Consider the following 25,245-nt stretch of genomic DNA (forward strand, 5'->3'; position numbering starts at 1 on the left):
ATGCAGATCGCCGCCCCATACCTGCTCTTCCTCGGCAACACCCCGCACCGCCTCGACGCCAAGACGGCCAGCGGCATTCTCGACTGGCGCCCGGAGCTGTGCGCCGGGCAATGCCGGCTCGACGCCGACACGGTCGACCTCGGCCTGCCTGACATGACGCCGGCCGCCGCCGCCCGCGCCGGTGTGCGCACGCTGGTGATCGGCGTGGCCACCTTCGGCGGCGCGCTCGACGAGGCGTGGATCGACACCCTGCTGGCCGCGATCCACGCCGGCCTCGACATTGCCAGCGGCATGCATGCACGCCTCGGCGAGAATCCGCGGATCGCCGCGGCCGCGCGCCTGGCCGGCGTGCGGCTGTTCGACGTGCGCCACGCCGACACGCATTTCGACGTCGGCTCCGGCCGCAAGCGCAGCGGCCGCCGGATGCTGATGGTCGGCGTCGATTGCGCGGTCGGCAAGAAGTACGCCGCGCTGGCCATTCACCGCGCCTTCGCGCGACGCGGCATCGCCGCCGATTTTCGCGCGACCGGGCAGACCGGCATCCTCATCGCCGGCGCCGGCGTCGCGATCGACGCGGTCGTCGCCGATTTCGCCGCCGGCGCGGCCGAAGCGCTGTCGCCCGACAACGAGCCCAGCCACTGGGACGTGATCGAAGGCCAGGGCTCGCTGTTCCACCCGGCCTATGCCGGCGTCAGCCTCGCCCTGCTGCACGGCTCGCAGCCGGACGCACTCGTGCTGTGCCACGACCCGCGACGCACGCACATCGACGGTTATCCGGACTATCCGCTGCCGACGCTCACCGCCTGCATCGCCGCCAACGAACAGGCCGCGCGCCTGACCAACCGCGCCGCACGCTGCATCGCCGTCGCGCTCAACACGCACGGCATGAGCGAAAGCCAACGCGCGGACGCGTTCGCCCGCGCGCACGCGGAAACCGGCCTGGTCGTCTTCGACCCGATCGCGACCGGTGCCGACGCGGTCGTCGAAGCGCTGCTCGCGGAAGCGCCCGATCTCCCGCAGGCAAGTCCACACACCCCGGGGGATCACCCATGAAACGCAAGACTCCGGCCATGGCCACCGTGCTGGCCTGTTCCCATGGCGACGCGCCTGCGAGGCCCACGGGGCATTTCATCAGGTTGCGATAAGGCTCGGCAGGTTTGGTTGCTCCGTTACGCTCACGGGGGAGGTAGCAGATCATGTCCAAAGGTCATTTCAAGTGTGGTGGCAAGGCGCAACGGGTGATGCTGGCGCGCTTGCCGCTCGCGGCGGCGATCGGTTTTGCCGTGGCCGCACCGGCGCTCGCCCAGGATGTTGCCGAGCAGCCCGCATCGGCCGCGACGACCTCGGCGGCAGCGCAAAAGGTCAAGACCCTGGGTACGGTCACGGTGACCGCGCAGAGGCGCACCGAGGATCTGCAGAAGGTGCCGATCAGCATCAACGTGCTGGCACAGGATCAACTCGAGGCCCTGCACGTCCAGAACTTCAAGGACTACGTGAAGTACCTGCCCAGCGTGTCCTTTCAGGACAACGGTGGCGGCAATGGCGCGCAAGGCTTTGCCATCATCTACATGCGCGGTGTCAGCAGCGGCAGCGGCGGGGACTATACCGGGTCGCGGCCGAGCGTCGGCATGTACCTCGACAACCAGCCGATCACCACGATCCAGGGGCCGGTCGATATCCACATGTACGACATCGCCCGCATCGAGGTGCTGGCAGGACCGCAGGGTACGTTGTATGGCGCCAGCGCCGAAGCCGGTGCGTTGCGCATCATCACCAACACGCCCGACCCCGCCGCTTTCGCGGCAAACTACACGCTCGGCGCCAACAAGGTTGCACACGGTGGCATCGGCTCCACCGTCGAGGGCATGGTCAACATTCCGCTCAGCAAGAGTGCCGCCATCCGCCTCGTGGGTTGGCGCGAACACGATGCGGGCTACATCGACAACAAGGCCGGCACGCGTACCTACCCGTCTTCCGGCATTACCATCAGCAACGCCGACGACTGCACCCCCGGCGTGCTGCTGCAATGCCACGGACACGCCCGCAAGCACTACAACGACGCCGACACCCAGGGCGCACGCGCCGCGCTGAAAGTGGACCTGAACGACAACTGGTCGATCAGCCCGACACTGATGGGGCAACAGACGATCTCGCACGGTTCATCTTCCAGCGATCCGAGCGTGGGCGATCTCGCCGTCACGCACTTCTTTCCCGAGCGCAACAACGATCGCTGGTGGCAGGGCGCGCTGACCGTGCAAGGCAAGATCGGCAATTTCGATATGACCTATGCCTACGCGCATCTCAAGCGCAATCAGGAGCAGGAGTCCGACTACACGGACTACTCATTCTGGTACGACACGCTGTACGGCTCCGGTGTCTATTTTTACGATAACGGCGGAGACCTGATCGATCCGTCGCAGCATCCGTTTTTCCGCGATCACTACACCAACAACAGCCACGAACTGCGTCTTGTCTCGCCCAGCGACGATCGCCTGCGTCTGGTCGCTGGCGCGTTCTGGCAGAAGCTGAAACACGATATCCAGTACCAGTACAAGATCAGCGGCCTGGCCGATTCGCTGACGGTTACCGGCTGGCCTGACACCCTCTATCTGAGCCGGCAGGTCCGCTACGATCGCGACCAGTCGGTGTACGGCGAACTGTCGTGGGACTTCATCCCCGATGTCCTCACGGGCACGATCGGCGAGCGCTATTACCGCGACAGCGGCAGCTTTTACGGCTTCTTCGGTTTCAGCGAGGGCTATTTCCCCGGCTCGAGTTACGGCGAGGCCGGCTGCATCTCACCCGAGCCATTCGAGGGCGCGCCCTGTCTGGACTTCAACAAGCGGGTGAAGCAAGGCGGGTCGCTCAACAAGGTCAACCTGACCTGGCATGCCACACCCCATGCCATGGTCTATTTCACCCGGTCCGAGGGCTATCGCCCGGGTGGCATCAATCGCAACGCGTCGCTGCCGCCCTACCAGGCGGATTTCCTGACCAACGTCGAACTCGGCTGGAAGACCTCGTGGTTCGACAATCGGCTGACCTTCAACGGGGCCTTGTTCCGCGAGACCTGGGATAATTTCCAGTTCGACATCACGGGTCCGAACGGTATTTCCGAAATCCTCAATGCGAATTCGGCTCGCATCGACGGACTGGAGTCGCAGCTGAACTGGCAGGCGACCTACAACCTGCAGCTGAGCGCCGGCATCGCGCTGTATGACGCCAAGTTGACCGCCAACTACTGCGGATTCACCGACAACAACAACCGCCCCGTCACCGACTGTCCGGCCGGCTCGATCAATACACAAACGGGCGACACGGTGGACGGGCCGCTGGCACCAACGGGCACCCGCCTGCCCATCACGCCACGATTCAAGGGCAACCTCATCGCGCGTTATACCTTTGATGTCGGCAGCAAGAGTGGCTTCGTCCAGGGCGCATTGACGCATGTGGGGGACCGCACGACGAGCCTGCTCCTGCTCGATCGCAGCCTCTACGGCGGGCTGCCTGCCTACAATTCGGTCGACCTCTCCGCCGGTCTCCAGGGGGACAACTGGTCGGTGACTGCCTACATCAACAACGTGTTCGACAAGCGCGCCGCGCTGTACAAGTTCTCCGAGTGCGCGGTAACGGTTTGCGGTGCGCACGGCGTGGTGCCGGAATACCCGAATGGACAGGTGTACACGGGCTTCAGCCAGCCGCGCACGTTCGGCATCAGCTTCAAGCAGGATTTCTAGTCGAGCGGTCGATTGCCGCACCGGACGAACGCCCTGGCGTCGGCCAGGGCTTTTCGTCGCCCGCCCGATGGCGGGCAACGCCTCGCCGACAGATGGCCCTTTGAGGGGAGTGGTTCATGCCCGTCTTCATTCGCACCGCCTGCATGTCGATCGTCGCGGCCATCGGGCTGTCGACAGCGATGCCATCTGCGGCTGCCGGCGTCGAGTACGACACCATCATCCGCAACGGCCACATCATCGACGGTACGGGTTCGCCCTGGTACGCGGCCGATATCGCCGTGAAGGATGGTCGCATCGCCGCGATCGGCAACCTCGCCGACGCGCATGCCAGGCGGGTGATCGACGCCCACGGCCTGGTCGTGGCGCCGGGATTCATCGACATGCTTGGTCAATCGGAAGTCACCATGCTGGTCGATCCGCATGTGCCGTCGAAGATCTTCCAGGGCATCACCACCGAGATCACCGGAGAAGGCGAATCGGTGGCGCCGCTCGACGCCGAGATGATCAGGCAACGCCAGGCGGCGTACGCGCATTATCGGATAACGCCGGACTGGCGCACGTTCGAACAATATTTCGCGCGCCTGCAAAAGCAAGGCATGGGCATCAACGTAGGCACGTACGTGGGCGCCACTTCAGTGCGCGAGATGGTCATGGGCTACGAGAATCGCGCACCCACGCCGGACGAGTTGAAGAAGATGCAGGCGCTGGTCGCGGACGCGATGAAGCAGGGTGCGCTGGGGCTGTCCACTGCGCTGGAGTACACGCCGGCGCCTTACGCCGGAACCGACGAGTTGATCGCCCTGGCGAGGGTTGCCGCACGCCATGGCGGCATTTACGCGACCCACATGCGCAACGAGGGCGATGCCGAGATGGCTGCGCTGGACGAAACCTTCCGGATCGGCCGCGAGGCGGATATTCCGGTGGAGATTTTCCATCTCAAGGCCACCGGCAATCTCAAGGGCAAGATGGCACAGGTGATCGCGCGCATCGACGCGGCTCGTGCCAGCGGCGTCGACGTGGCGGCGGACACCTACGCCTATACCGCCTGGCAGAACGATCTGTCGGCCTTCATCCCGCCCTGGGCCCATGACGGCGGCAACCTGAAACTGATCGAACGCCTGAAGAATCCGGCCACGCGTGCGCGCATCCGCAAGGACATGCTCACTCCCAGCGAGGCCTGGGACAACGAGTGGCTCGCGGCCATCGAGCGGGCGCACGGCATCATGATCGGCAGCGTCAACAACAAGGCGTTGCAGAAGTACGTCGGCAAGCGGGTCAGTGAGATTGCAGCGGAGTGGCACGAGGATCCGATCGACACGATCTGCGACTTCCTGATCAAGGACAACGCCGCCACCAGTTCGGTGGTGTTCGGCATGCAGGAGTCCGATGTCGAGCTGGCGCTGAAGCAGCCGTGGGTTTCGATCGACACGGACTATGAGGGAACCTCGCCGGATGGCCTGCTCGGCAAGGATCGTCCGCATCCACGCGCCTACGGCACCTTTCCGCGCATTCTCGCCAGGTACGTGCGTGAGCAGAAGCTGCTCACGCTTCCGGACGCCATCCGCAAGTTCAGCGCATTGGCGGCCCAGCGTGTGCATCTGACGGATCGCGGCGTGCTCAAGCAGGGCATGTGGGCAGACATTGTCGTGTTCGACCCGGCTGCGACCCGCGATGTCGCCACCTTCACCGACCCGAACCAGCTGTCGGTCGGGATGCAATATGTGCTGGTCAACGGGGTCCCGGTGATCGATGGCGGCAAGATGACGGACGCGCTGCCGGGAGTGGTATTGCGCGGTCCGGCTTACTCCGGCAGATAGCCGAATTCCGAAAGGAACGGGTACTGGGGTTTCGGTGGCAAGAGCTGATTCGGCAACTCCCTGCACCCCACCCTTCAAGCGGCCTTCGGGCCGCTCTCTTATTGGCACCGTACGCGCATGGCGGCGCAGCCGGCTGCCGGAGGGCTTTGCACGCAAGCCGTGCGGTGGCCTAGGATGGCGCACCGGCGGGCGAGCAGACAGCCGCCGGGAGGTTCGCAGGGGAACCCTCAACGGTGGAACGGCGCCTCGACAGGCGCCTCGCTGACGCTCTCTCCAGCGAAAAGGACGCGCGACGATGGCCACGCTACCGACAACCCGCATACTCGATCCCGCGGATTATCCGCGCTGGGTCGCCGCGGTCGCCGCCTCCCCCGATGGCAGCGTGTATTCGCTGCCCGAGTATCTCGACGCGCTGTGCGCCGCCACCGGCGGCCGCTTCCGCGTGCTCGCCGCCGAGCGCGACGACCACATCGTGGGCGGCATCGCGCTGTTCGAATGCAGCGACCGCCGCGGCGCCTTCGTGTCGCCGCGGCGGCTGCTCTACTACAACGGCCTGGTGCTGGTGCCGCATGCCTGCAGCTGCCCGGCCACTGCCACCTCGCGCCGGCTGCAGACCATGGATGCGCTGGAGCACGCGCTCGCGCGCCTGCCGCTGGGGCGGCTGCGCTTCAAGAGCCGCTCCACCTGCACCGACCTGCGCACGTTCCAGTCGCGCGGCTGGAGCGTGCAGCCGACCTACACTTATGTGGTCGACATCAGCGACCTCGCCAGCGCATGGACGCGGGTGGACAAGAACCATCGCCGGCTGATCGGGCGCTGCACCGAGCAGGGCCTGCAACTGAGCATGGACGACGACTTCGACGCCTTCCACCACCTGCACCTGCAGACCCACGAGCGCAAGGGTGCGCCGCTGTACCTGCCGCGCGAGGCGTTCCGCCGCTTCGTGGAAACCCTGCGCGAACGCAACCTGGGCCGGCTCTACCACGCACGGATGCCCGACGGCCGCGTGGCCGCCAGCCAGCTGGTGCTGACCGGGCCGCACCCGGTCAGCCACACCGTCTGCGCCGGCGCCGAGGCTGCGTTGCTGAGCCTGGGCGCATCGGCGTTCCTGCGCTGGCGCGCGCTGGAACACCTGGCCGCCGAGGGCTACCGCGCCAACGACCTGACCGACGCCGAACTCAACCCCGTCACGACGTTCAAGTCGCAGATGGGCGGCGAGCTGTCGCTGTGCCTGGAGGTCTCGCGCGCCGACGACATCCGCTTCCGCCTCGGCGACTGGGCAACCACGCTGCCGCAGCGCGCCCGCCGCGGCGTGCACCGTGCCCTGCGCCGCCCCACCGGCATGGCCGAATGAGCGAGCCCGTGGTTTCCGGGGCCGAACTGGTCTGCGCCACGCTGACGCGCGCCGGCGTCGATTGCGTGTTCGGCCTGCCCGGCACGCAGACCACGGGTCTGTACGAGGCGCTGCGCCGCGCGCCGCTGCGCAGTGTCGTGGCCACCCATGAGTTGTCGGCAGCGATGATGGCCAACGGCTACTACCGCGCCTCGGGGCGGATCGCCGCCTTGCTGACGATTCCCGGCCCGGGCTTCACCTGGGCACTGACCGGGCTGGCGGAGGCGGCGCTGGATTCGGCCGCGCTGCTGCACCTCACCATGCAGCCGGCACGCTCGCCCGGACAGCAGTTCCAGTTGCAGGCGCTGGACCAGGCGGCGATCGCCGGCCCGCTGAGCAAGGGCCAGTACCACGTCGACCATGCCACCGGGATCGCCCCCGCGTTGCTCGCGGCACACGCACAGGCCGGCGCCGGCGAACCCGGTCCGGTGCTGGTGCAGTTCGCGAGCGATGCATTGCGCGAAGCGGCGCCGCTGGCAGATGTCGCGCCTCCTTCGCCGCCACCGCTCGACGAGGCCGCACTCGACGCCGTGCTGGCCACGCTGCGCCAGGCCGGTCGCTGCATGCTGCTGCTCGGCCAGGGCTGCGCCGCCGCGGCCGGGTTGGCCACGCAGCTGGCCGAAACGCTGTCCGCCGCGGTGGTCACCACCACCTCGGGGCGCGGCGTGGTGGCCGAGGATCACCCGCTGTCGCTCGGCTTCGCGTTCGCCGGCAACGAGTGCGGCACGCTGAACGCGCTGGTCGAGGCCAGCGGCGCGGTGCTGGCGATCGGCTGCAAGTTCTCGCACAACGGCAGCCGCGGCTTCGAGCTGCGGCTGCCGCCGGAAAAACTCATCCACGTCGACGCCAGTGCCGCCGTGCTGGGCGCCAACTATCCCGCGCGCCACGCGATATGCGCGGACGCGGTGACCTTCCTGGCCGCCCTCCTGCAACGGCTGCAGACCAAGCCTGGCCATGCCGGCTTCAGCCACGACGAGATCGCGCAGTGGCGGCGGCGCGCCGACGACGAGCGCGACCGGCGGCGGGTCGAGCCGCGCATCCACGGCGTGGACGGCGGCCAGCCGCAGGCGTTCTTCGCCGCGCTGCGCCAGGCGCTGCCACGGCAGGGCTGCCTGCTCACCGACTCCGGCCAGCACCAGGGCATGGCGCGCCGCCACTTCCCGGTGCTGTGCCCGCGCGGCCTGATCGTGCCGACCAACCTGCAGTCGATGGGCTTCGGCATCGGCGCCGCGATCGGCGCCTGCCTGGCCGATCCGGCGCGGCCAGTGGTGGCGCTGGTCGGCGACGGCGGCCTGGCGATGTCCGGGCTGGAGCTGCTCACCGCGGTGCGCGAACGGCTGCGGCTGACCGTGATCGTGTTTGTCGACGGCGCCTACGGCCTGATCCGCATGCAGCAACTGGCCGGCTCGGGCCATGCGTACGGCACCGAGTTCGACAGCGTCGACGTCGCCGCCCTGGCCGCGGCCGTCGGTGCGACGCACGTACGCCTGCAAGGCGATGCGCAGGCCACCCTGGCCGCGGCGATCGAGGCGCCCGGCGTGACCCTGGTCGAGGTGCGCGTGGGCGATTCCGCACCGATGCACTGGCTGCGTGCCAAGAGCCGGCTGCGCGGTTCGCGGCTGCGCACGTGGTGGCGCCGCCTGCGCCGTTGAACCCCCACGCGCGGCGGCCCGGTGGCCATCGCGGGTGCTAGCATGGCCGCACAGGCGCGGCGTCGAGCGCACGCATGCGGCGATCAGGGGAAACATCCATGGGCAAGCGGGACGGGCGGCACGTGCCGGCGATCGTGATGGGCTGCGGCCCCACAGCGTTGGGCATCCTGCGTTGTCTGAAACTGGCCGGCATCCCGACCTACGTGGCCTGCCGCGCGGGCGACCAGGTGACGCGCTCGCGCTGGTTCCGGCCCACGCCCGGACCGACGGCGTGGGATGGCGTGCCCGGTCCGCAGGCACTGGATCACCTGCGCGACCTGCCGCTGGACGAGGCGGTGCTGATCGCCGGCGCCGACGACGCCGCACTGTGGCTGGCCGACCTGCCGCAGAGCGAGCTGGGCCAGCGCTTCCGCACCAGTACCTGCTCGCGGCAGACGCAGGAACTGCTGCAGGACAAGTCGCGCTTCGCCGCGCTGCTGGCCGAAACCGGCATGCCGCACCCGCCGACCTACCGCATCGACAGCGCGGCGGACATCGCGGCGATGCCGTTCGAGCGGCTCGACCGCGTCTTCATCAAGCCGGTCAACTCGCAGAAGTTCAGCGACGTGCTGGGCATCAAGGGCGTGTGGGTACACAGCCGCGAGGAGCTGCTGGAAACCTGGCAGCGCCTCCACGGCCTGGGCTTCCGCCTGATGGCGCAGGAGTACGTGCCCGGCACCGCCGCCGACCATTATTTCGTGGACGGCTTCCGCGACGCGCAGGGACGTTTCACCGGCCTGTTCGCGCGGCGACGCTTCCGCATCCACCCGGCCGACTTCGGCAACAGCTCGTACTGCGAGAGCATCCCACTGGCCCAGGTCGAGCCGGCGGCGACCAACCTGACCGCGCTGCTGGCGAAGGTGGATTACCGCGGCATCTTCAGCGCCGAGTTCAAGCGCGACGCGCGCGACGGCCAGTTCCGCATCCTCGAGGTGAACACGCGCGCCTGGACCTATGTCGAGTTCGCCGCGCGCTGCGGCGTCAACGTGTGCGAAATGGCCTGGCAGGACGCGCTGGGCCTGCCGGTCGATGCCGCCGCGCCGGATTACGTGGTCGGCGCCGGTTGCGTGAACCTGCAGCGCGACATCAACGCCGTGCGCGGCCAGTCGCGGCAGGCCCGCGAGCCGTGGTCGAAGATCCTGCGGCAGTGGGCGCACGCGCATTACCACACGTTCCGTTTCGACGATCCGCTGCCAGGCCTGTCCAGCGCGTGGCGCATCGCCACCCACCGCACCGGACGCCACCACGGCCCCAGCGAGGCGCCGGTACCGCCGGCCGCCGCGCCGAACGAGCCGCCGGCAAACTGAACCCGGACGGCATATATCGCTCCATCGCGAATCGAAGATATATACTGCCGGGCACCGTGACCCCGGAACCCTTGCGATGCCGTCGATCAGCTTCGAATTCTTTCCGCCCAAGACCGACGACCAGCGCGCGCAGCTCGACCGCGCGGCGCAGGCGCTGAAGGCGCACCAGCCCGAATACGCCTCGGTCACCTTCGGCGCCGGCGGTTCCACGCTGAGCTACACCGGCGACACGGTGGCGCGGCTGCATACGCAGCACGGGCTCAACGTGGCGCCGCACCTGTCGTGCATGGGCGGCACCCGGGCGGAGATCGCCGCGCTGCTCGACGGCTACCGCGCGGCGGGCTATCGGCGCATCGTGGCGTTGCGCGGCGACATGCCCTCGGGCATGGCCACGGCGGGCGACTTCCGCTACGCCGCCGAACTGGTGGCCTTCATCCGCCGGCACTGCGGCGACCATTTCCACATCGAGGTGGCGGCCTACCCGGAGACGCATCCGCAGGCCGACGACGCGCTGCGCGACCTCATGCACTTCAAGGCCAAGATCGACGCCGGCGCCAACGGCGCGATCACCCAGTATTTCTTCAACCCGGATGCGTACTTCCGCTTCGTCGACGACGTGCGCAAACTTGGCGTGAACGTGCCGATCGTGCCGGGCATCATGCCGATCTCCAACTACAGCCAGCTCAGGCGCTTCTCGGAAATGTGCGGCGCGGAAATCCCCCGCTGGATCGCCAAGCGCATGCAGGCCCACGGCGACGATGCGGACGCGGTGCGTGAGCTCGGCGCCGAGGTGGTGGCGCAACTGTGCCGTCGCCTGCTCGACGGCGGCGCGCCGGGGCTGCACTTCTACACGCTCAACCGCGCCCGCGCCACGCAGGCGGTGTTGCAGCAGTTGGCCTGAAACCACCACCGCGCACAACCTCCCGCAGGAGCCCGCTGGCGGGCGATGCCTTTGAGGCGGTGATTTGCAAGCAAGAGCATCGCCCGCAAGCAGGCTACTGCGATGGTGATGCGCCAACGGGAAGTCGTTCGTGGCGCCGCGGGACGGCTATGCTGACCGGATGTTGCGCCTGGTCGCCCTGCTCAGCCTGGCCTTGCTTGCGTGCGCCGCCCCCGCGGCGGCGCAGACGCCGATCCATCGTTGCATCGGCGCCAACGGCGGCGCGGTGTTCACCGACCAGCCCTGCGCCGCGCTGCGCGCCACGCCGGTCAACCCCGCGACGCCCACCGATACCCCCGCGCCGAGCGGGCCGCTGCCGGTGCTGTGTGCCGCCAACATCGAGGAGCTGCGCCAGAGCGTGATCGATGCGTTCGCGCGGCGCGACAGCGTCCGCATGGGCGGGCTGATCCTGTGGGACGGTTACGGCCGCGGTGCGGCGATCGCCGACATCCGCGCGCTGACCGCGCTGATGGAACAACCGCTGCTGCAGGTCGACCTGCCCGCTCCCGCGGCATCCGCCGCGGCGCTGCCGGACAACTGGCCGCCCCTCGCCGGCGACCCTGCTCCGGCGGCAACCGCCGCGCGCGATCAACTGGTGCTGCACACCGCCGGCGCCGACGGCGCGGGTTCCACGTGGCGTTTCGACATCGTGCGCCGGGCCGGCTGCCTGTGGCTGCGCAACGCGCCGTAAACGCCGCCCCCGCAGCGACGCGCTATCATGTGCAGTCTTCATGGAGAACCGAACATGGCGCAGCAGTACCCCGAATGGATCTGGCAGAACGGCCACATCAAGCCGTGGGCCGAAGCCACTACCCACGTGATGTCGCACGCGCTGCATTACGGTTCGTCGGTGTTCGAAGGCATCCGCAGTTACGCCACGCCCGACGGCGCGGCGATCTTCCGCCTCACCGACCACCTGAACCGGCTGTTCCTGTCGGCCAAGATCTACGACATGCAGCTGCCGCACTCGTTCGAGGAGCTGGCCGCCGCCTGCCGCGAGGTGATCCGCAAGAACGGGCTCGGTGCGTCCTACCTGCGCCCGGTGGCGTATCGCGGCCTGGGCGGCTTCGGCCTGTCCGCCGAAACGCCGATCGACATGGCCGTGGCCGCCTGGCCGATGGGCCCGTACCTCGGGCCGGAAGCGCTGCAGAACGGCATCGACGCCTGCGTGTCGAGCTGGCAGCGCTTCGCCCCGAACACCATCCCGGCCGGCGCCAAGGCCGGCGGCAATTATCTTTCCGGCCAGCTGATCGCGCGCGAGGCGCGCCGGCTCGGCTTCGGCGAAGGCATCGCGCTCTCCTCCAGCGGCCTGCTCAGCGAAGGCGCCGGCGAGAACCTGTTCCTGGTCTTCGACGGCGTGCTGCACACCACGCCGGCCAGCGCCTCGATCCTTGCCGGCATCACCCGCGACACGCTCAAGACGCTGGCCCGCGAGGACGGCATCGAGGTGGTCGAGCGCGACATCCCGCGCGAGTACCTGTACCTGGCCGACGAGGTGCTGATGTGCGGCACCGCCGCCGAGATCACCCCGATCCGCTCGGTCGACGGCAAGCAGGTCGGCGCCGGCAAGGCCGGTCGCGTCACGCTGCGCCTGCAGGAGCTGTTCTTCGGCCTGTTCGACGGCCGCACCCACGACAAGTGGGGCTGGCTGGAACAGGTCTGAGGGCGAAGCGCTCTCAAGCCCGTATGGCACTGACTTAAGCTCGTCATTCCCGCTTTCGCGGGAATGACGGCAGTGGAGTTTTGCGCCTGAATCAGTACCTTTCCGGCGCTGCGCGCCTCCTTTTCACCCGCCGAAGCGAGAAGGGATTTCCGGCCGGGATTCCCGCACGGGCCTGATACGAAAAACCCGCCTTCCGGCGGGTTTTCTTGGTTCACATCAGGTTGCGACCGTGGAACAGTTCCTCGATCTCGCGCCGGAGCAGCGACTCGATCCGCTGGCGTTCCTTGAACGACAGGTCGTCCGCGTGCGACTCGAACAGGTAGGTGTCCAGGTCGAAGTCCTTGATGTGCATCTTGGTGTGGAACATGTTCTCCTGGTACACGTTGACGTCGAACATCTCGTACTTCTGCCGGATGTGCCGCGCCAGGTAGTCCTGCACCGAATTGATCTTGTGGTCGATGAAGTGCTTCTTGCCCTTCACGTCGCGGGTGAAGCCGCGCACGCGGTAGTCGCACACCACGATGTCCGACTCGAAGCTGTCGATCAGGTAGTTCAGCGCCTTCAGCGGCGAGATCACGCCGCAGGTGGCCACGTCGATGTCCGCGCGGAAGGTGGCGATGCCGTTGTGCGGATGCGTCTCCGGATAGGTGTGGACGGTGATGTGGCTCTTGTCCATGTGCGCCACCACCGCGCCGGCGATCGAATCACGGCCGAGCTTCTCCACCACCGGCTCCTCGGAAATGAGGATGGTCACCGACGCGCCCTGCGGATCGTAGTCCTGGCGCGCGATGTTGAGGATGTTCGCGCCGATGATCTCGGCCACGTCGGTGAGGATCTGGGTCAGGCGGTCGGCGTCGTACTGCTCGTCGATGTATTCGATGTAGCGCTGGCGCTGCTCTTCGGACACCGCATAGCAGATGTCGTAGATGTTGAAACTCAGCGCCTTGGTCAGGTTGTTGAAACCCTGCAGGCGAAGACGGGGAAGCGGTTTGACCACGAGCGACTCTCCATGGGCCATGGCGGCCGGCTGTAGAGGCGGGTTAGCGACAAGGGTCCCCGCGATTGGTGTGAAGCACAGGCTGGTGCCTGCGACCCTTGGTTGGTGGCATGCTCTCGACGTTGCCGCTGTCGAAAGACCGCGAAGTATGCGGCAAACGCGTCAGGAAATGAACCTGCAGCCAATCGGCATGTTTGCCATAATGCGGGACAAGCTGACGTGATTGCGGTCACGCTTGCCGCGGAGGCGACAAGCGCCGCAGAACCTTGCCTGACCTGAGGAGTCGACGTGGCCCCACACCTGAAATACCAGTTGCAACAGGCCTTCGAACGCTCGCAGGCCCCACTGGGCTTCGCCCCCGACCCCGCCTCGATGGAGCGCTTCCTGGCGCTCTGCCACCGCCGGCGCTACCCGGGCAAGACCGCGATCATCCGTCCCGGCGATCCGGCCAACACGCTGTACTACGTGGTCGAGGGTTCGCTGGCGGTATGCACCGAGGACGAGCAGGGCCGCGAATTGATCCTCGCCTACATCAGCCGCGGCCAGTTCATCGGCGAGATGGGCCTGTTCGTGGAGCAGGCCCAGCGCGAGTCGGTGGTGCGCTCGCGCACGCCGTGCGAGATGGCCGAGGTCAGCTACGAGCGGCTGTTCCAGCTGATGGAAGGCCCGCTGCGCGAGGAGTGCCCCAATATCCTGTTCGCGATCGGTGCCCAACTCACCAATCGCCTGCTGCGCACCTCGCGCCAGGTCAGCCGCATGGCGTTCATGGACGTCACCAACCGCATCTCGCGCACCCTGCTCGACCTGTGCGACGAGCCCGACGCGATGACCCACCCGGACGGCACGCAGATCCGCATCTCGCGCCAGGAAGTGAGCCGCATCGTGGGCTGCTCGCGCGAGATGGTCGGCCGCGTGCTCAAGCAGCTCGAAGAGCAGCGCATGATCGACGTCTCCGGCAAGACCATCGTGATCCGCGGCACCCGCTGACCACGCCCGGCCGGCACCGCCACCGGTTCGCCTGAACCGGGTTTTTACGGCCGCCAGTCGAGCATGGTCTCCCGCCCCGGCTGCGAGACGGCGCTTGGATTTCGATCAGTTCTTCCTCTTCGTCGGCATCGGCCTGCTCGCCCAGGTGGTGGACGGGGCGCTGGGCATGGCCTACGGGCTGGTATCCAATTCGATCCTGCTGGCGCTGGGGCTGCCGCCGGCGGTCGCCAGCGCCACCGTGCACACCGCCGAGATCGCCACCACCTGCGCTTCCGGCGCCTCGCACGCATGGTTCGGCAACGTGCGCTGGCCGCTGTTCTGGCAGTTGGCGATACCCGGGGCGATCGGCGGCGTGCTCGGCGCCACCTTCCTCGCCAGCGTGCCCGGCGAGACGATCCGCCCGTTCATCAACGCCTACCTGCTGGTTCTCGGCGCGATGGTCCTGTTGCGCGCGTTTGGCAAGCGGCTGAGCCGGCATCGGGTGCAGCACACGGGCGTGCTTGGCTTCTTCGCCGGCCTGCTCGACGCGATCGGTGGCGGCGGCTGGGGGCCACTGGCCACCAGCACGCTGATCGCCCGCGGCGGTGGCGTGCGCCGGACGATCGGCTCGGTCAACGCGGCGGAGTTCGTGGTGACCGCGTCGATCTCCGCCACGCTGGTGTGGCACGTCGGCATCGGCCACTGGCCGATCGTGCTCGGCCTGCTCACCGGCGGCGTCCTGGCCGCGCCGTTTGCCGCCTGGCTGGTGCGCCACCTGCCCGAACGCGCGGTGATGGCCGCGGTGGGCACCTTGATCGTGGCGATCAGCCTGGTGCAGCTGCTGCGGGGGTAGGGCGGGCACTGCCCGCCCTGCGCCCTACCTCGCCATCTGCAGGAGCGCCCCCTGTGCGCGATGCTCTTGCGAATACCGAATACCGAATCCCGGCTCAAAGGCATCGCCCGCGAGCGGACTCCTGCGGTTTCTTGCGAGGTTGGGCGCGAGGTGGTCAGAACCATTCCACGCGGGTCAGCGTGCGGCCGAGCGCCTTCTCCACCTTCTTGCACAGTTTCGGCGTGCCGTTGACCAGCACCGCCTCGGTGGCCTGCCTGAGCATCGCCACATCGTGCATCGAATCGCCGTAGGCCACGTGCCAGGCGGCGACGCCGTGCTCGGCCAGCGACTGCACCTTGCGCCGGCCCACGTTGTGCCGGCGCGGGCGCAGGCCCAGCCAGCCGGGGCGCAGTTGCGAGGCGACCACTTCCACGCCGGCCAGCCCCAGTTCGCGCAGGATGCCGGTCGCCAGCGTCTCTTCGCAGCCGGTCACCACGATCACCCGATCGCCTTGCGCCTGATGCCGGCGCAGCCGGCTCAGTCCTTCGCGGCAGAATTGCTTCGGGCGTCGCGCCAGCACGCCAGCGAAGGCATCGGCGGCCACCCGGTATCGCGGCTCGCGCAGGCCCAGCAAGGCGATCCGCACCAGCAGGTACAGCGGCAGGCGGCGCGACAGCGGCCACGTCAGCAGCAACAACGGCGAGGCCAGCAAGGCAACGCCCTTGCGCCATGCCGAGCCGGCATAGCGGCTGCGCACGAACAGGGCGAAGGAATCGCCGTGGATCAGCACCCCATCGAAGTCGAACAGCACCACGCGCGGCGTGTTCTCGCACGGCGCGGCGACCGCGTCATCCCCCGGCGCGGCCGTGGCGGGTTCGACGGGAGCGCTCATGCGTTGGCGAACAACCGTCGCAGTTCGCGGCCCGGGTCCTCGGCGCGCATGAACGCCTCGCCGACCAGGAACGCCTGCACGCCGCCCGCGCGCAGGCGAGCCACGTCTTCGGGCGTGTGGATGCCGGATTCGGCAACCAGCACGCGGTCGTATTCGATCAGTTCCTGCAGCGCCAGCGAGGTTTCCAGCGCGGTCTCGAAATTGCGCAGGTTGCGGTTGTTGACGCCGATCAGCGGCACCGGCAGCGCCAGCGCACGCTCCATCTCGTCCTCGTCGTGCACTTCGCACAGCACGTCCAGGTCGAGCTCGGCGGCGAGCAGCGCCAGCGGCAGCAGCTCGTCGTCGTCCAGCGCGGAGACGATCAGCAGGATGCAGTCGGCGCCGATCGCGCGCGCCTCGTGCACCTGGTAGGGGTCGATGATGAAATCCTTGCGCAGCAGCGGCAGCGAACAGGCCTTGCGCGCCTGCTGCAGGAACGCCTCGCTGCCCTGGAAGAAATCGGCGTCGGTGAGCACCGACAGGCAGGCCGCGCCGGCCTTCTCGTAGCTGCGCGCGATCGCGGCGGGATCGAAATCGGCGCGGATCACGCCCTTGCTGGGGCTGGCCTTCTTCACCTCGGCGATCACCGCGGGCAAGCCAGCCTCGATCTTCGCCTCGATGGCAGCGGCGAAGCCGCGCGTGTCCGGCAGGTCGGCGATGCGCGCGCTCAGCTCGGCCAGCGGGACCTTGCTGCGGCGCTCGGCGACTTCTTCGGCCTTGCGCGCCAGGATGCGATTGAGGATGTCGGTCATGGCATCTCGCTCGGGTGGGGTGACGGGTGCATCGTAGTCGGCCACGACGCGTGGTGTAACCGCACCGTGTTTACGGGACTCCCGCCAGGCGCCGCGTGGCGGCCACGAAGGCCTGCATTTTCGCATGCGCGGCGCCACTGGCGATCGCCGCACGGGCGCGTTCGATGCCGGCGCCGATGTCCTCGACCACGTCGGCAGCATACAAGGCCGCGCCGGCGTTCAGGCACACGATGTCGTGCGGCACGCCGGGTTCGCCGTGCAGCGCACCCAGCAGCATCGCCTTCGATTCGCCGGCGTCCTCCACCCGCAGGTTGCGGCTGGAGGCCATCGCCAGGCCGAAATCCTCCGGCTCCACCTCGTACTCGCGCACCACGCCGTCGCGCAGTTCGCCGACCATGGTGGCCGCGCCCAGCGAAATCTCGTCCATGCCGTCGCGGCCCCACACCACCAGCGCCCTGCGCGCGCCCAGCGCCTGCAGCACGCGGATCTGGATGCCGACCAGGTCCGGGTGGAACACGCCCATCAGGATGTTCGGCGCGCCGGCCGGATTGGTCAGCGGGCCGAGGATGTTGAACAGCGTGCGCACGCCCATCTCGCGCCGCACCGGCGCCACCACCTTCATCGCCGGGTGATGGTTCGGCGCGAACATGAAGCCGATGCCGGTCTCGGCCAGGCACGCGGCGACCTGCGCCGGAGCCAGTTCGATCGACGCGCCCAGTGCCTCCAGCACGTCGGCGCTGCCGGACTTCGACGACACGCTGCGCCCGCCATGCTTGGCGATGCGCGCGCCGGCGGCCGCGGCCACGAACATCGACGCGGTGGAAATGTTGAAGCTGCACGCGCCGTCGCCGCCGGTGCCGACGATGTCGAGCAGGTGCGCATCGTCGCCCGTCACCGGCACCGGCGCGGCCAGCTCGCGCATCACCCGCGCCGCACCGGTGATTTCGCCCACGGTTTCCTTCTTCACGCGCAGGCCGGTGATGATTGCCGCGGTCATCAGCGGGCTCACCTCGCCGCGCATGATCTGGCGCATCAGCGAGATCATCTCGTCGTGGAAGATCTCGCGGTGCTCGATCGTGCGCTGCAGGGCTTCCTGCGGCGTGATGCCGACCACGCTCATGCCGCCAGCTTCCGTCGCGGCAGGCCGAGGAAGTTGGCCAGCAGGTCATGGCCGTGCCGGGTCAGGATCGATTCGGGATGGAACTGCACGCCCTCCACCGGCAGCGTCCTGTGGCGCAGGCCCATGATCTCGTCGATCGAGCCGTCCGGGTTTTCCGTCCACGCGGTGACTTCCAGGCAATCCGGCAGCGAGGCCTGCTCCACCACCAGCGAGTGGTAGCGCGTGGCCTCGAACGGATTGGGCAGGCCGGCGAACACGCCCTGGCCGCGATGGATCATCGGCGAGGTCTTGCCGTGCATGATCTTCTTCGCGCGAATCACCTTGCCGCCGAACGCCTGGCCGATCGCCTGGTGGCCCAGGCATACCCCGAACACCGGGATCTCCCCGGCCAGCTCGCGCAGCACGTCCAGCGACACGCCCGCATCGTCCGGCGTGCCCGGCCCCGGGGAAATCATGATGTGCGAGGGCTTCAGCGCGCGGATGCCGGCCACGGTGAGCGCATCGTTGCGCACCACCCTCACCTCCTGGCCCAGCTCGCCCAGGTACTGCACGAGGTTGAAGGTGAAGCTGTCGTAGTTGTCGATCATCAGGAGCATGGTGTGCTCTGCCGCCGCGGACATACCCAGAGACGCCCATGATAGCGGGACAACCGCGGCCGGTCAGCGCGGATGCGCGTCGGTCGGCGCCGGAGCGGGGTGCGAGAGCGGATAGCCGTGCTCCCGCAGCAGGCGCAGCACCCGATCGACGGGGAGTGCCTGCACCTGGTGGCCTTGCCAGCCGCGCATGTCGCCGGCGTGGAACAGGGAGTTGATGATGGCTTCTTCGGTCGCCTCGATGGCGGCCATGAACAGCGGCGACATGGCGTCGTTGCGCAGCACGGCAACCTGGCGCACGGACTGTTCGGCGGCGTACGGCACGCGGTTCGCCGCGTAGGTGGAGAAGGCGATCACGTAGTCGCCGCTGCCGTTGGAGGCGATGCCGCCGCTGCGGGCGAGGCCGAGGATCGCGCGTTTCGCCAGCCGTTTCAGGTTGCGCGCATCCAGCGGGGCGTCGGTGGCCACCACGATCATGCACGAGCCGTCGGGCGAGTCGTTCAATTCGTCGCTGAGGTAATACTTGTGCAGCAGCTTGCCGACCGGGACGCCGGCCACGGTCAGGGTGCCACCGAAGTTGGTCTGCACCAGCACGCCGACGGTATAGCCGCCCAGACGGTCAGGCAGCTTGCGCGAGGAGGTGCCGATGCCGCCCTTGAAGCCGAACGCGACGGTGCCGGTGCCGGCGCCGACGTTGCCCTGCGCGACCTTGCCGCCGCTTGCCGATGCGATCGCCTGCAGCACGTCGCGCACGGCGACGTGGCGACCGCGGATGTCGTTGAGATAGCCGTCGTTGGTTTCCCCCACCACCGGATTGACCGACAGCACCTCGCGATTTTCGGGGTTGGCGAGCGCGTGCTCGATCAGCGCCGCAGCGGCCACCGGCACGCTCAGCGTGTTGGTCAGCACGATCGGCGTTTCGAGGTCGCCGAGTTCGTCGATCTGGGTGCTGCCGGCGAGCTTGCCGAAACCGTTGCCCACGTACACCGCCGCCGGCACCTTGTGCTGGAAGAGGTTGCCCGCGTGCGGCAGGATCGCGGTGACGCCGGTGCGCACGTCGTCGCCACGGATCAGCGTCTTCTGGCCCACTTCGACGCCGGGCACGTCGGTGATGGCGTTCAGGGCGCCGGGCGGCAGCACGCCGATGGCGACGCCGTAGTCACGCAGGTCGCGCTGCTGACCGAATGCCGGCAGGCAGGCCAGCAAGCCGAGTGCCATCGCGATGGCACGGCGACCCATCAGCCCGCCTCGCGCCGTGGCCGTCGCCAGAAGCGGTAGATCAGCGCGCCGATCAGCAGCGCGATGGCGGCGGCGACCAGGTTGGCAACGCCGGCGCTGGCCAGCAGGCCCAGCGACAACGCCGTCGCGGCGAGCGGGATCAGCGGCCCGCCGGGCAGCCGCATGGCGCCCTCGCGCTGGCCGTGGCGCCTGCGCAGCACCAGCACCGCGACCGCCGTGGCGAGATAGCCGAACAGCCGCGCCACCACGGAGAGCAGCGCCAGCTGCACGAACGAGCCGGACAGCGCCAGGATCACCGACAGCACGCCCACCGTGACGATGGCCACCGCCGGCGTGCGGAAGCGCGGATGGATGCGCGTGAGCGCGGCCGGACCCACGCCGTCGTCGGCGAGGGCGAGCAGGTAGCGCGGGCCGAACATGATCGTGTTGCTGTTGGTGCCGAGAATGGAAACGGCCGCGCCGACGGTCAGCACCAGCGCCAGCCACATGCCGCCGAAGCGCGCCGAGGCATCGGCGAGCGGCGTGCTGGACGCGGCCAGCCCCGGCAGCGTACCCAGCGCCACCCACTGCACCGCCACGTAGGTCGCGGTGACGATCGCGATCATGGTCAGCATCGCGAACGGCACGTCGCGCTGCGGGTTGCGATATTCGGCGGCTGCCGCGGGCATGTTCTCGAACCCGGCATAGGCGAACAGCAACAAGAGGGCGCCCTTGGCCAGGTCGTCCATCGGGATCGAGTCCACCGCCAGCGGCGAGGCCTGGCCCAGGTCGACGAAGAACGCGCCGATCAGCACGAACATCGCCAGCGGCAGGAACTTGGCGATCGCCAGGGTCACCCCGGTGCGGGCTGCGGCACGCACGCCGATCACGTTGATGCCGGTCAGCGCCGCCAGCGAGCCGACCACGATCAGCACGCGCACATTGCCGTTGCCCGCCGCCGGCCAGAAATGCGTGACCGCATCGGCCAGGCCGTTGCTCAGCGCCGCGGCGCTGGCGATGCGGGTCAGCAGCAGCATCCAGCCCACCTCGAATCCGGCGAAGCGCCCGAACGCCTCGCGCGCATAGAGATAGCTGCCGCCGGCCTGGTCGAAGTAGCTGGCGGCCTGCGCATAGCACAGCACCAGCAGGCTCACCGCGATGCCCGCCAGCAGCACCGCCCACAGGCTGGCCGGCCCCAGCAGCGCGGCAGCCGCCGCCGGCAGCAGGTAGATGCCGCTGCCGATCACGTCGTTGACCGACAGCCCGACCAGTTGCCAGCGCCCGACCGCGCGCAGCATGTGCGGCTGATGGGTCGCGGCTGCTTGCGGCCCGACGGGTACAACGGACGCCGGCGATATCGGCAATTGACTCAAGAAGACTCCCACCAGGGACAGGATCGGATAGCGCTTGTTTGATGCTCGGAGATTCCCGGCACCCGGCGCCATTCAAAACCGAACCAGGCACCGCTGCCACCGCGACAGGTCACCAGCGATAGGCGACCTTGCCGTACACGTAGGCACCCTGGGCACCGAACGGCGAGCTGCTCGGATACGGGAAGATGCCGTGGAAGTTGCTGCCGTCCGGTGCCTTCTGCGGATAGGTGTCGAACACGTTGTCTGAGCCAAGGGTGAAGGTCCAGCGATCGTGGTAGTAGTTGGCAGCGAGATTGAAGATCCACCGGGACGGGTAGACATCGTCGTAGATGTAGCTGGTCGAGCTGTACTCGGTGACCCCGCCGTAACGCACCGCGGTGCCGGTGAAGCCCCAGTGGCCGGTCTTCCAGGTGTTGGTCCAGATGAACTTGGAGCGCGGCATCTGGTCGGCCAGCAGGCCCTTGGCCTGGCTGCGCGTGATGCGCTGGAAACCGACATTGCCCAGCGCGTCGAGCACCGCGGGGTTGGGCAGCACCTTGGTCACCTTGTTCTTGTGGTACGACCAGTTGACCGTGGTCTGGAACGAGCCACCGTCGGCAAGCTCCTTGATGTAGTTGGTGACCACGCCGATGCCCTTGATGCGCATCTCGGCCGCGTTGGTGAAGTAGGCCAGCGCCACGTACTCGGAATTGACCACGCCGTTGGCGGCCAGGTAGTCCTTGACCGACTGGGTCACCAGCGACATCGAGCTTGACATCAGGATGCGGTTTTTCAGCCGGATGTCGTACAGGTCCACCGTGGTGGTGAAGGCGCGCGTGGGCGCCCACACCGCGCCGACGGTGATGCTGCGGGTGGTCTCCGGCTTCAGCGGCTCGCTGCCCAGCAGCTGCGCGGTCTTGTTGTCCGGCGGCACCAGGCCGCGCAGGTAGATGCCCTCGGGCAAGCCCAGCGAGTTGCCGGCGGGGTAGGACACCGAGGTGGTCACCGAGGCGTGCTGCTGGCCCAGGCCCGGCGCGCGGAAGCCGGTGGAATAGGTGCCGCGCAAGGCAAAGCCGTGGTCGAAGTCGTAGCGGCCGGACAACGCGTAGGAGAGGTTGGTGCCGAAGTCGGAGTAGTCCTCGTGGCGCGCCGCGATCGAGGTACTCAGCCGGTCGGTGATGTTGCCTTCCAGTTGCGCGTACTCGGCCACCGAATGCCGCGTGCTGTTGCTGGCGTCCTCCGGGCCCCAGCCGGCAAAACCCTGCGCGCCGCCGGTGACGCCCGAGGTGCCCACGTAGTACGAGGCGAGGTCGCCGGCCACGATCTTGTAGCCCTGGTGCAGGTACTGCGCGCCGAAGCCCAGGTGCCAGTAGTCGTTGAGCGACTTGCCCATCGAGAAATCGAGGGTGGCCTGCGAGGCGGTCAGGGTGCCGTCGTGGATGTCGGTCGGGGTGTAGCCGAAGTCGTTCCAGAAGGCGAAGTTCACCGTGTTGAAGGTGCCGTAGGACACGCGGTTGGCGCCCCAGGTGGCCGCGGTGTCCCAGTCCCAGCCCGACTCCGTCTCGCCGCGCACGCCCATCACGAAGGACTTGTCGCGCGACACGCCATGCTCGACCGGGTTGAAGCCGTCGCCGTCCGGGAACAGGTACTGCATCAGGTCGTTCTTCGGCTCCGGCGCGTTGGTGCCGTAGCGGTAGAACGCCATCGGCTCGGCCATCAGCCGGCCGTAGTGGCCGTAGCCGTACAGATGCACCTTCGGCGTGAAGTCGTACTGCCAGTTGAGGAAGGTGTTGTAGTTGTTGGAATTGGGGATGCCGACGTGGTACTTGCGGCCCAGCTCGGTGAAGCCGGGGCGGTTGTCCAGCCCGGCGCGGTTGGTCGGGTCCTGCTTGCCGACCTGCGCGGAAAGCCGCATCCAGCCCTTGTCGCCCAGCGCGAAGCCGAGGCTGCTCTGCAGCCGCGAACTCGCACCATCACCGGCCGAGTACTTGCCGTAGTCGCCCTGCACCTCGCCGCCCTCGCCGCCCTTTTTCAGGATGATGTTGATGACGCCGGCCAGCGCGTCGGAGCCGTACTGCGCCGAGGCGCCGTCGCGCAGCACCTCGATGTGGTCGATGGCGCCGACCGGGATGGTGTTGATGTTGACGCCCTGCGAGCCCTGGCCGACCTGGCCCAGGGTGAGCATCAGCGCGCTCGAGTGCCAGCGCTTGCCGTCGACCAGGATCAGCACCTGGTCGCTGTTGAGGCCGCGCATCTGGAACGGCCGCACGAAGGCGAACGTGTCGGACATCGAGGCCAGCGGGAAATTCAGCGAGGGTACGGCGAGGTCGAGCGCGTTGCCCAGGCTCACCGCGCCGGAGTCGTTCAGCACCTGCGCGGGGATCACGTCCACCGGCACCAGCGAACTGGATTGCGTGCGGTCGCTGGTGCGCGTGCCGGTCACGATCACCTGCGACAGGTTGACGGCATCCTTCTTTTGCTTTTGCTGGCTCGATGATGCCGCGTCCGCCGGCGCGGCGGGTGCCGACGCGGTTTCCTGCGCGGCAGCGGTGCCCGCCAGCACCAGCGCCACCGATACGGACAACAGCTTGGGAATGATTCGACCGAAACGCTCGTTCATCAGAGACCCCCAACGTTAGGATTGCACCGGAACCGCCCTGCCCCCGGCGATTGCTTGGTCCACTTCAGTCAAGCGATGTATCCGGGCGTCTCCGCACCGGCAAGGCGTTGGCGATGTCCCCGAGAACAAGCGTATTCAGGCCGGGCCCGAAGGCACGCTCCGCAACGTCTGGTCGAGCATAGTCACAAGCCGCCGCCAGCCACCAATGAAAAGACCGGCACCTGGCATAACCGAAAGTTGTAGATGCCCGTGAGCGTGGGCGCGATCAGCCCGGCGCAAGCGTCTGCCGCGCGAGCTGGCGCACCAGTTCGATGAAGTGTTCCTGCAAGGGATTCAGCTGGCTGTCCAGCCGGTACACCGCGTACAGCACCACGTCCAGCTCCAGCGCCAACGGCCGCGTCTGCACCACGTCGCCGTCGCCCTGGGAGGCGGTGAAGGGGTCGACCAGCGCCAGCCCGGCGCCTTGTGCCACCAGTGCGCAGGCGAGTTGATAGGTCTGCACCCACACCGAGATCTGCGGCGGCGGGTCGACATGCATCAGGTGGCTTTGCAGCAGGCTGCCCAGCGCGTCCTGCACGGCGATGCCGATCATCGGCTCGCCGGCCAGCGCCGTCACCGGCAGCGGCTGCGCCAGTTCCGCGGGCGACCAGCGGCCCGGCGGCGCGATCACCATCACGCGGCCCTGGCACAGCGGCTCCTGGCGCAACTCGGGGTGGCTGGCGTCCTGCAGGGTGAGGCCGATGTCGGTTTCGCGCAGGGTCAGCGACTCGCACATCTCGGCCGAGTGCCGCGTGGACAGCTCCGCGGTCGCGGCGGGCCAGGCCTTGCGCAGCAAGGTGGTCGCGTCCGGCACCAGCGACTGCGCCAGGGTGGGCGTGCAGGTCACCCGCAGCGGTTCGCTCTCGGGCCGCGCGAAATTCGCGGTGAGCCGTTGCAGGTCGTGCAGGTCGCGGATGATTTTCTCCACGCGCGGACGCAGCAGCAGCGCCTGCTCGGTGGGATGCAGCCGCCCGCGCACGCGATGGAACAGGGTGAACCCGAGCTGGTGCTCCGCCTGCTGCAGCGCCTTGCTCGCCGCCGGCTGCGAAATGTTCAACAGATTCGCCGCGCCGGTGAGGCTGTTGGTGGTCATCACGGCATGGAACAGTTCGATGTAGCGAAGACGCATGTCGAGAGTTCACCCTGTGGCCGCGGCGGCGCTGTCTTCGAAGTGCAGCACAGCCGGTGCCGCCGGGCAACTCCCGTCGACCGGTTTCCACAACCCGCAGTTATGCCAGGTGTCGGTCTTTTCATTGGTGCCGCGCCGTGGCCGATCA

General features: G+C 68.1%; 20 protein-coding genes. 11 read left to right on the forward strand and 9 right to left on the reverse strand.

The annotated features are described in order from the left end of the window. The 9 genes from ACFCQI_RS04240 (at position 1) to ACFCQI_RS04280 (ending at position 12,548) form a co-directional block, all read left to right on the forward strand. Positions 1–1,053: a DUF1611 domain-containing protein gene (locus tag ACFCQI_RS04240; RefSeq protein WP_395120137.1), complete on the forward strand. Its 1,053-nt coding sequence runs from the start codon at positions 1–3 to the stop codon at positions 1,051–1,053. A gap of 143 nt (positions 1,054–1,196) precedes the next feature. Then, a complete protein-coding gene (locus tag ACFCQI_RS04245) occupies positions 1,197–3,737 on the forward strand; it encodes a TonB-dependent receptor (protein ID WP_395120138.1) in 2,541 nt (846 codons plus the stop codon). Positions 3,738–3,853: 116 nt separating this feature from the next. After that, positions 3,854–5,554 carry an amidohydrolase family protein gene (locus ACFCQI_RS04250; protein WP_395120139.1) on the forward strand — a complete coding sequence of 567 codons (1,701 nt, stop codon included), beginning with the start codon at positions 3,854–3,856 and terminating at the stop codon, positions 5,552–5,554. Between the two features lie 295 nt (positions 5,555–5,849). Further along, positions 5,850–6,908 carry a GNAT family N-acetyltransferase gene (locus tag ACFCQI_RS04255; protein ID WP_395120140.1) on the forward strand — a complete coding sequence of 353 codons (1,059 nt, stop codon included), beginning with the start codon at positions 5,850–5,852 and terminating at the stop codon, positions 6,906–6,908. Then, positions 6,905–8,599, forward strand: coding sequence for a thiamine pyrophosphate-binding protein (locus tag ACFCQI_RS04260; RefSeq protein WP_395120141.1), 1,695 nt, complete (start codon positions 6,905–6,907; stop codon positions 8,597–8,599). The genes ACFCQI_RS04255 and ACFCQI_RS04260 overlap by 4 nt, the downstream gene beginning before the upstream one ends. 98 nt (positions 8,600–8,697) lie before the next feature. Then, entirely contained in the window at positions 8,698–9,945 is a 1,248-nt protein-coding gene (locus ACFCQI_RS04265) for a hypothetical protein (protein ID WP_395120142.1), read from the forward strand. A gap of 76 nt (positions 9,946–10,021) precedes the next feature. After that, on the forward strand, positions 10,022–10,846 hold the full coding sequence (gene metF, locus ACFCQI_RS04270) for a methylenetetrahydrofolate reductase [NAD(P)H] (protein WP_395120143.1): 825 nt from the start codon (positions 10,022–10,024) through the stop codon (positions 10,844–10,846). 130 nt (positions 10,847–10,976) lie between these two features. Beyond that, a complete protein-coding gene (locus tag ACFCQI_RS04275) occupies positions 10,977–11,576 on the forward strand; it encodes a DUF4124 domain-containing protein (RefSeq protein ID WP_395120144.1) in 600 nt (199 codons plus the stop codon). 54 nt (positions 11,577–11,630) lie between these two features. Then, on the forward strand, positions 11,631–12,548 hold the full coding sequence (locus ACFCQI_RS04280; protein WP_395120145.1) for a branched-chain amino acid transaminase: 918 nt from the start codon (positions 11,631–11,633) through the stop codon (positions 12,546–12,548). Positions 12,549–12,759: 211 nt separating this feature from the next. On the opposite strand, the gene speD is transcribed toward ACFCQI_RS04280, so the two are convergent. After that, a complete protein-coding gene (gene speD, locus ACFCQI_RS04285) occupies positions 12,760–13,545 on the reverse strand; it encodes an adenosylmethionine decarboxylase (protein ID WP_136258246.1) in 786 nt (261 codons plus the stop codon). A gap of 372 nt (positions 13,546–13,917) precedes the next feature. Here speD and crp point away from each other — a divergent pair, with 372 nt between their 5' ends. Together crp and ACFCQI_RS04295 are read left to right on the forward strand one after the other, a co-directional pair. Beyond that, positions 13,918–14,532, forward strand: a complete 615-nt coding sequence (gene crp, locus ACFCQI_RS04290; RefSeq protein WP_395121246.1) for a cAMP-activated global transcriptional regulator CRP — start codon at positions 13,918–13,920, stop codon at positions 14,530–14,532. A gap of 94 nt (positions 14,533–14,626) precedes the next feature. Continuing rightward, entirely contained in the window at positions 14,627–15,364 is a 738-nt protein-coding gene (locus ACFCQI_RS04295) for a sulfite exporter TauE/SafE family protein (protein ID WP_395120146.1), read from the forward strand. Positions 15,365–15,518: 154 nt separating this feature from the next. On the opposite strand, the gene ACFCQI_RS04300 is transcribed toward ACFCQI_RS04295, so the two are convergent. The 8 genes from ACFCQI_RS04300 to ACFCQI_RS04335 all read right to left on the reverse strand — a co-directional run bounded on the left by ACFCQI_RS04300 (position 15,519) and on the right by ACFCQI_RS04335 (position 25,097). Continuing rightward, positions 15,519–16,235, reverse strand: coding sequence for an HAD family hydrolase (locus ACFCQI_RS04300; protein ID WP_395120147.1), 717 nt, complete (start codon positions 16,233–16,235; stop codon positions 15,519–15,521). Next, positions 16,232–17,026 (reverse strand): indole-3-glycerol phosphate synthase TrpC, encoded by a 795-nt coding sequence (trpC, locus tag ACFCQI_RS04305; protein WP_395120148.1) that lies wholly within the window; start codon positions 17,024–17,026, stop codon positions 16,232–16,234. The genes ACFCQI_RS04300 and trpC overlap by 4 nt, the downstream gene beginning before the upstream one ends. Positions 17,027–17,096: 70 nt before the next feature. Next, positions 17,097–18,146 (reverse strand): anthranilate phosphoribosyltransferase, encoded by a 1,050-nt coding sequence (gene trpD / locus ACFCQI_RS04310; RefSeq protein WP_395120149.1) that lies wholly within the window; start codon positions 18,144–18,146, stop codon positions 17,097–17,099. Beyond that, positions 18,143–18,742: an anthranilate synthase component II gene (locus ACFCQI_RS04315; RefSeq protein WP_395120150.1), complete on the reverse strand. Its 600-nt coding sequence runs from the start codon at positions 18,740–18,742 to the stop codon at positions 18,143–18,145. The genes trpD and ACFCQI_RS04315 overlap by 4 nt, the downstream gene beginning before the upstream one ends. Positions 18,743–18,805: 63 nt before the next feature. Continuing rightward, a complete protein-coding gene (locus ACFCQI_RS04320; RefSeq protein ID WP_395120151.1) occupies positions 18,806–19,978 on the reverse strand; it encodes a P1 family peptidase in 1,173 nt (390 codons plus the stop codon). Continuing rightward, positions 19,978–21,255 carry an APC family permease gene (locus ACFCQI_RS04325; RefSeq protein WP_395120152.1) on the reverse strand — a complete coding sequence of 426 codons (1,278 nt, stop codon included), beginning with the start codon at positions 21,253–21,255 and terminating at the stop codon, positions 19,978–19,980. Before ACFCQI_RS04325 ends, ACFCQI_RS04320 begins: the two co-directional genes overlap by 1 nt. A 184-nt stretch (positions 21,256–21,439) precedes the next feature. Continuing rightward, positions 21,440–23,929 (reverse strand): TonB-dependent receptor plug domain-containing protein, encoded by a 2,490-nt coding sequence (locus ACFCQI_RS04330; protein WP_395120153.1) that lies wholly within the window; start codon positions 23,927–23,929, stop codon positions 21,440–21,442. A 265-nt stretch (positions 23,930–24,194) separates the two neighbouring features. Beyond that, positions 24,195–25,097 (reverse strand): LysR family transcriptional regulator, encoded by a 903-nt coding sequence (locus ACFCQI_RS04335; RefSeq protein WP_395120154.1) that lies wholly within the window; start codon positions 25,095–25,097, stop codon positions 24,195–24,197. Positions 25,098–25,245: the final 148 nt, after the last annotated feature.

This window comes from Rhodanobacter sp. FW102-FHT14D06 (assembly GCF_043950705.1).
GTDB lineage: Bacteria > Pseudomonadota > Gammaproteobacteria > Xanthomonadales > Rhodanobacteraceae > Rhodanobacter.

Bases quoted from the DNA above. Each gene is read 5' to 3' on its own strand.
- ACFCQI_RS04325 (WP_395120152.1), bottom strand. From the start codon at position 21,255: ATGCTGCGCGCGGTCGGGCGCTGGCAACTGGTCGGGCTGTCGGTCAAC.
- ACFCQI_RS04265 (WP_395120142.1), top strand. From the start codon at position 8,698: ATGGGCAAGCGGGACGGGCGGCACGTGCCGGCGATCGTGATGGGCTGC.
- ACFCQI_RS04255 (WP_395120140.1), top strand. From the start codon at position 5,850: ATGGCCACGCTACCGACAACCCGCATACTCGATCCCGCGGATTATCCG.
- ACFCQI_RS04330 (WP_395120153.1), bottom strand. From the start codon at position 23,929: ATGAACGAGCGTTTCGGTCGAATCATTCCCAAGCTGTTGTCCGTATCG.
- ACFCQI_RS04240 (WP_395120137.1), top strand. From the start codon at position 1: ATGCAGATCGCCGCCCCATACCTGCTCTTCCTCGGCAACACCCCGCAC.
- ACFCQI_RS04260 (WP_395120141.1), top strand. From the start codon at position 6,905: ATGAGCGAGCCCGTGGTTTCCGGGGCCGAACTGGTCTGCGCCACGCTG.
- ACFCQI_RS04245 (WP_395120138.1), top strand. From the start codon at position 1,197: ATGTCCAAAGGTCATTTCAAGTGTGGTGGCAAGGCGCAACGGGTGATG.
- ACFCQI_RS04320 (WP_395120151.1), bottom strand. From the start codon at position 19,978: ATGGGTCGCCGTGCCATCGCGATGGCACTCGGCTTGCTGGCCTGCCTG.
- trpD (WP_395120149.1), bottom strand. From the start codon at position 18,146: ATGAGCGTGGTCGGCATCACGCCGCAGGAAGCCCTGCAGCGCACGATC.
- ACFCQI_RS04315 (WP_395120150.1), bottom strand. From the start codon at position 18,742: ATGCTCCTGATGATCGACAACTACGACAGCTTCACCTTCAACCTCGTG.
- ACFCQI_RS04335 (WP_395120154.1), bottom strand. From the start codon at position 25,097: ATGCGTCTTCGCTACATCGAACTGTTCCATGCCGTGATGACCACCAAC.
- ACFCQI_RS04280 (WP_395120145.1), top strand. From the start codon at position 11,631: ATGGCGCAGCAGTACCCCGAATGGATCTGGCAGAACGGCCACATCAAG.
- trpC (WP_395120148.1), bottom strand. From the start codon at position 17,026: ATGACCGACATCCTCAATCGCATCCTGGCGCGCAAGGCCGAAGAAGTC.
- ACFCQI_RS04300 (WP_395120147.1), bottom strand. From the start codon at position 16,235: ATGAGCGCTCCCGTCGAACCCGCCACGGCCGCGCCGGGGGATGACGCG.
- crp (WP_395121246.1), top strand. From the start codon at position 13,918: ATGGAGCGCTTCCTGGCGCTCTGCCACCGCCGGCGCTACCCGGGCAAG.
- metF (WP_395120143.1), top strand. From the start codon at position 10,022: ATGCCGTCGATCAGCTTCGAATTCTTTCCGCCCAAGACCGACGACCAG.
- ACFCQI_RS04250 (WP_395120139.1), top strand. From the start codon at position 3,854: ATGCCCGTCTTCATTCGCACCGCCTGCATGTCGATCGTCGCGGCCATC.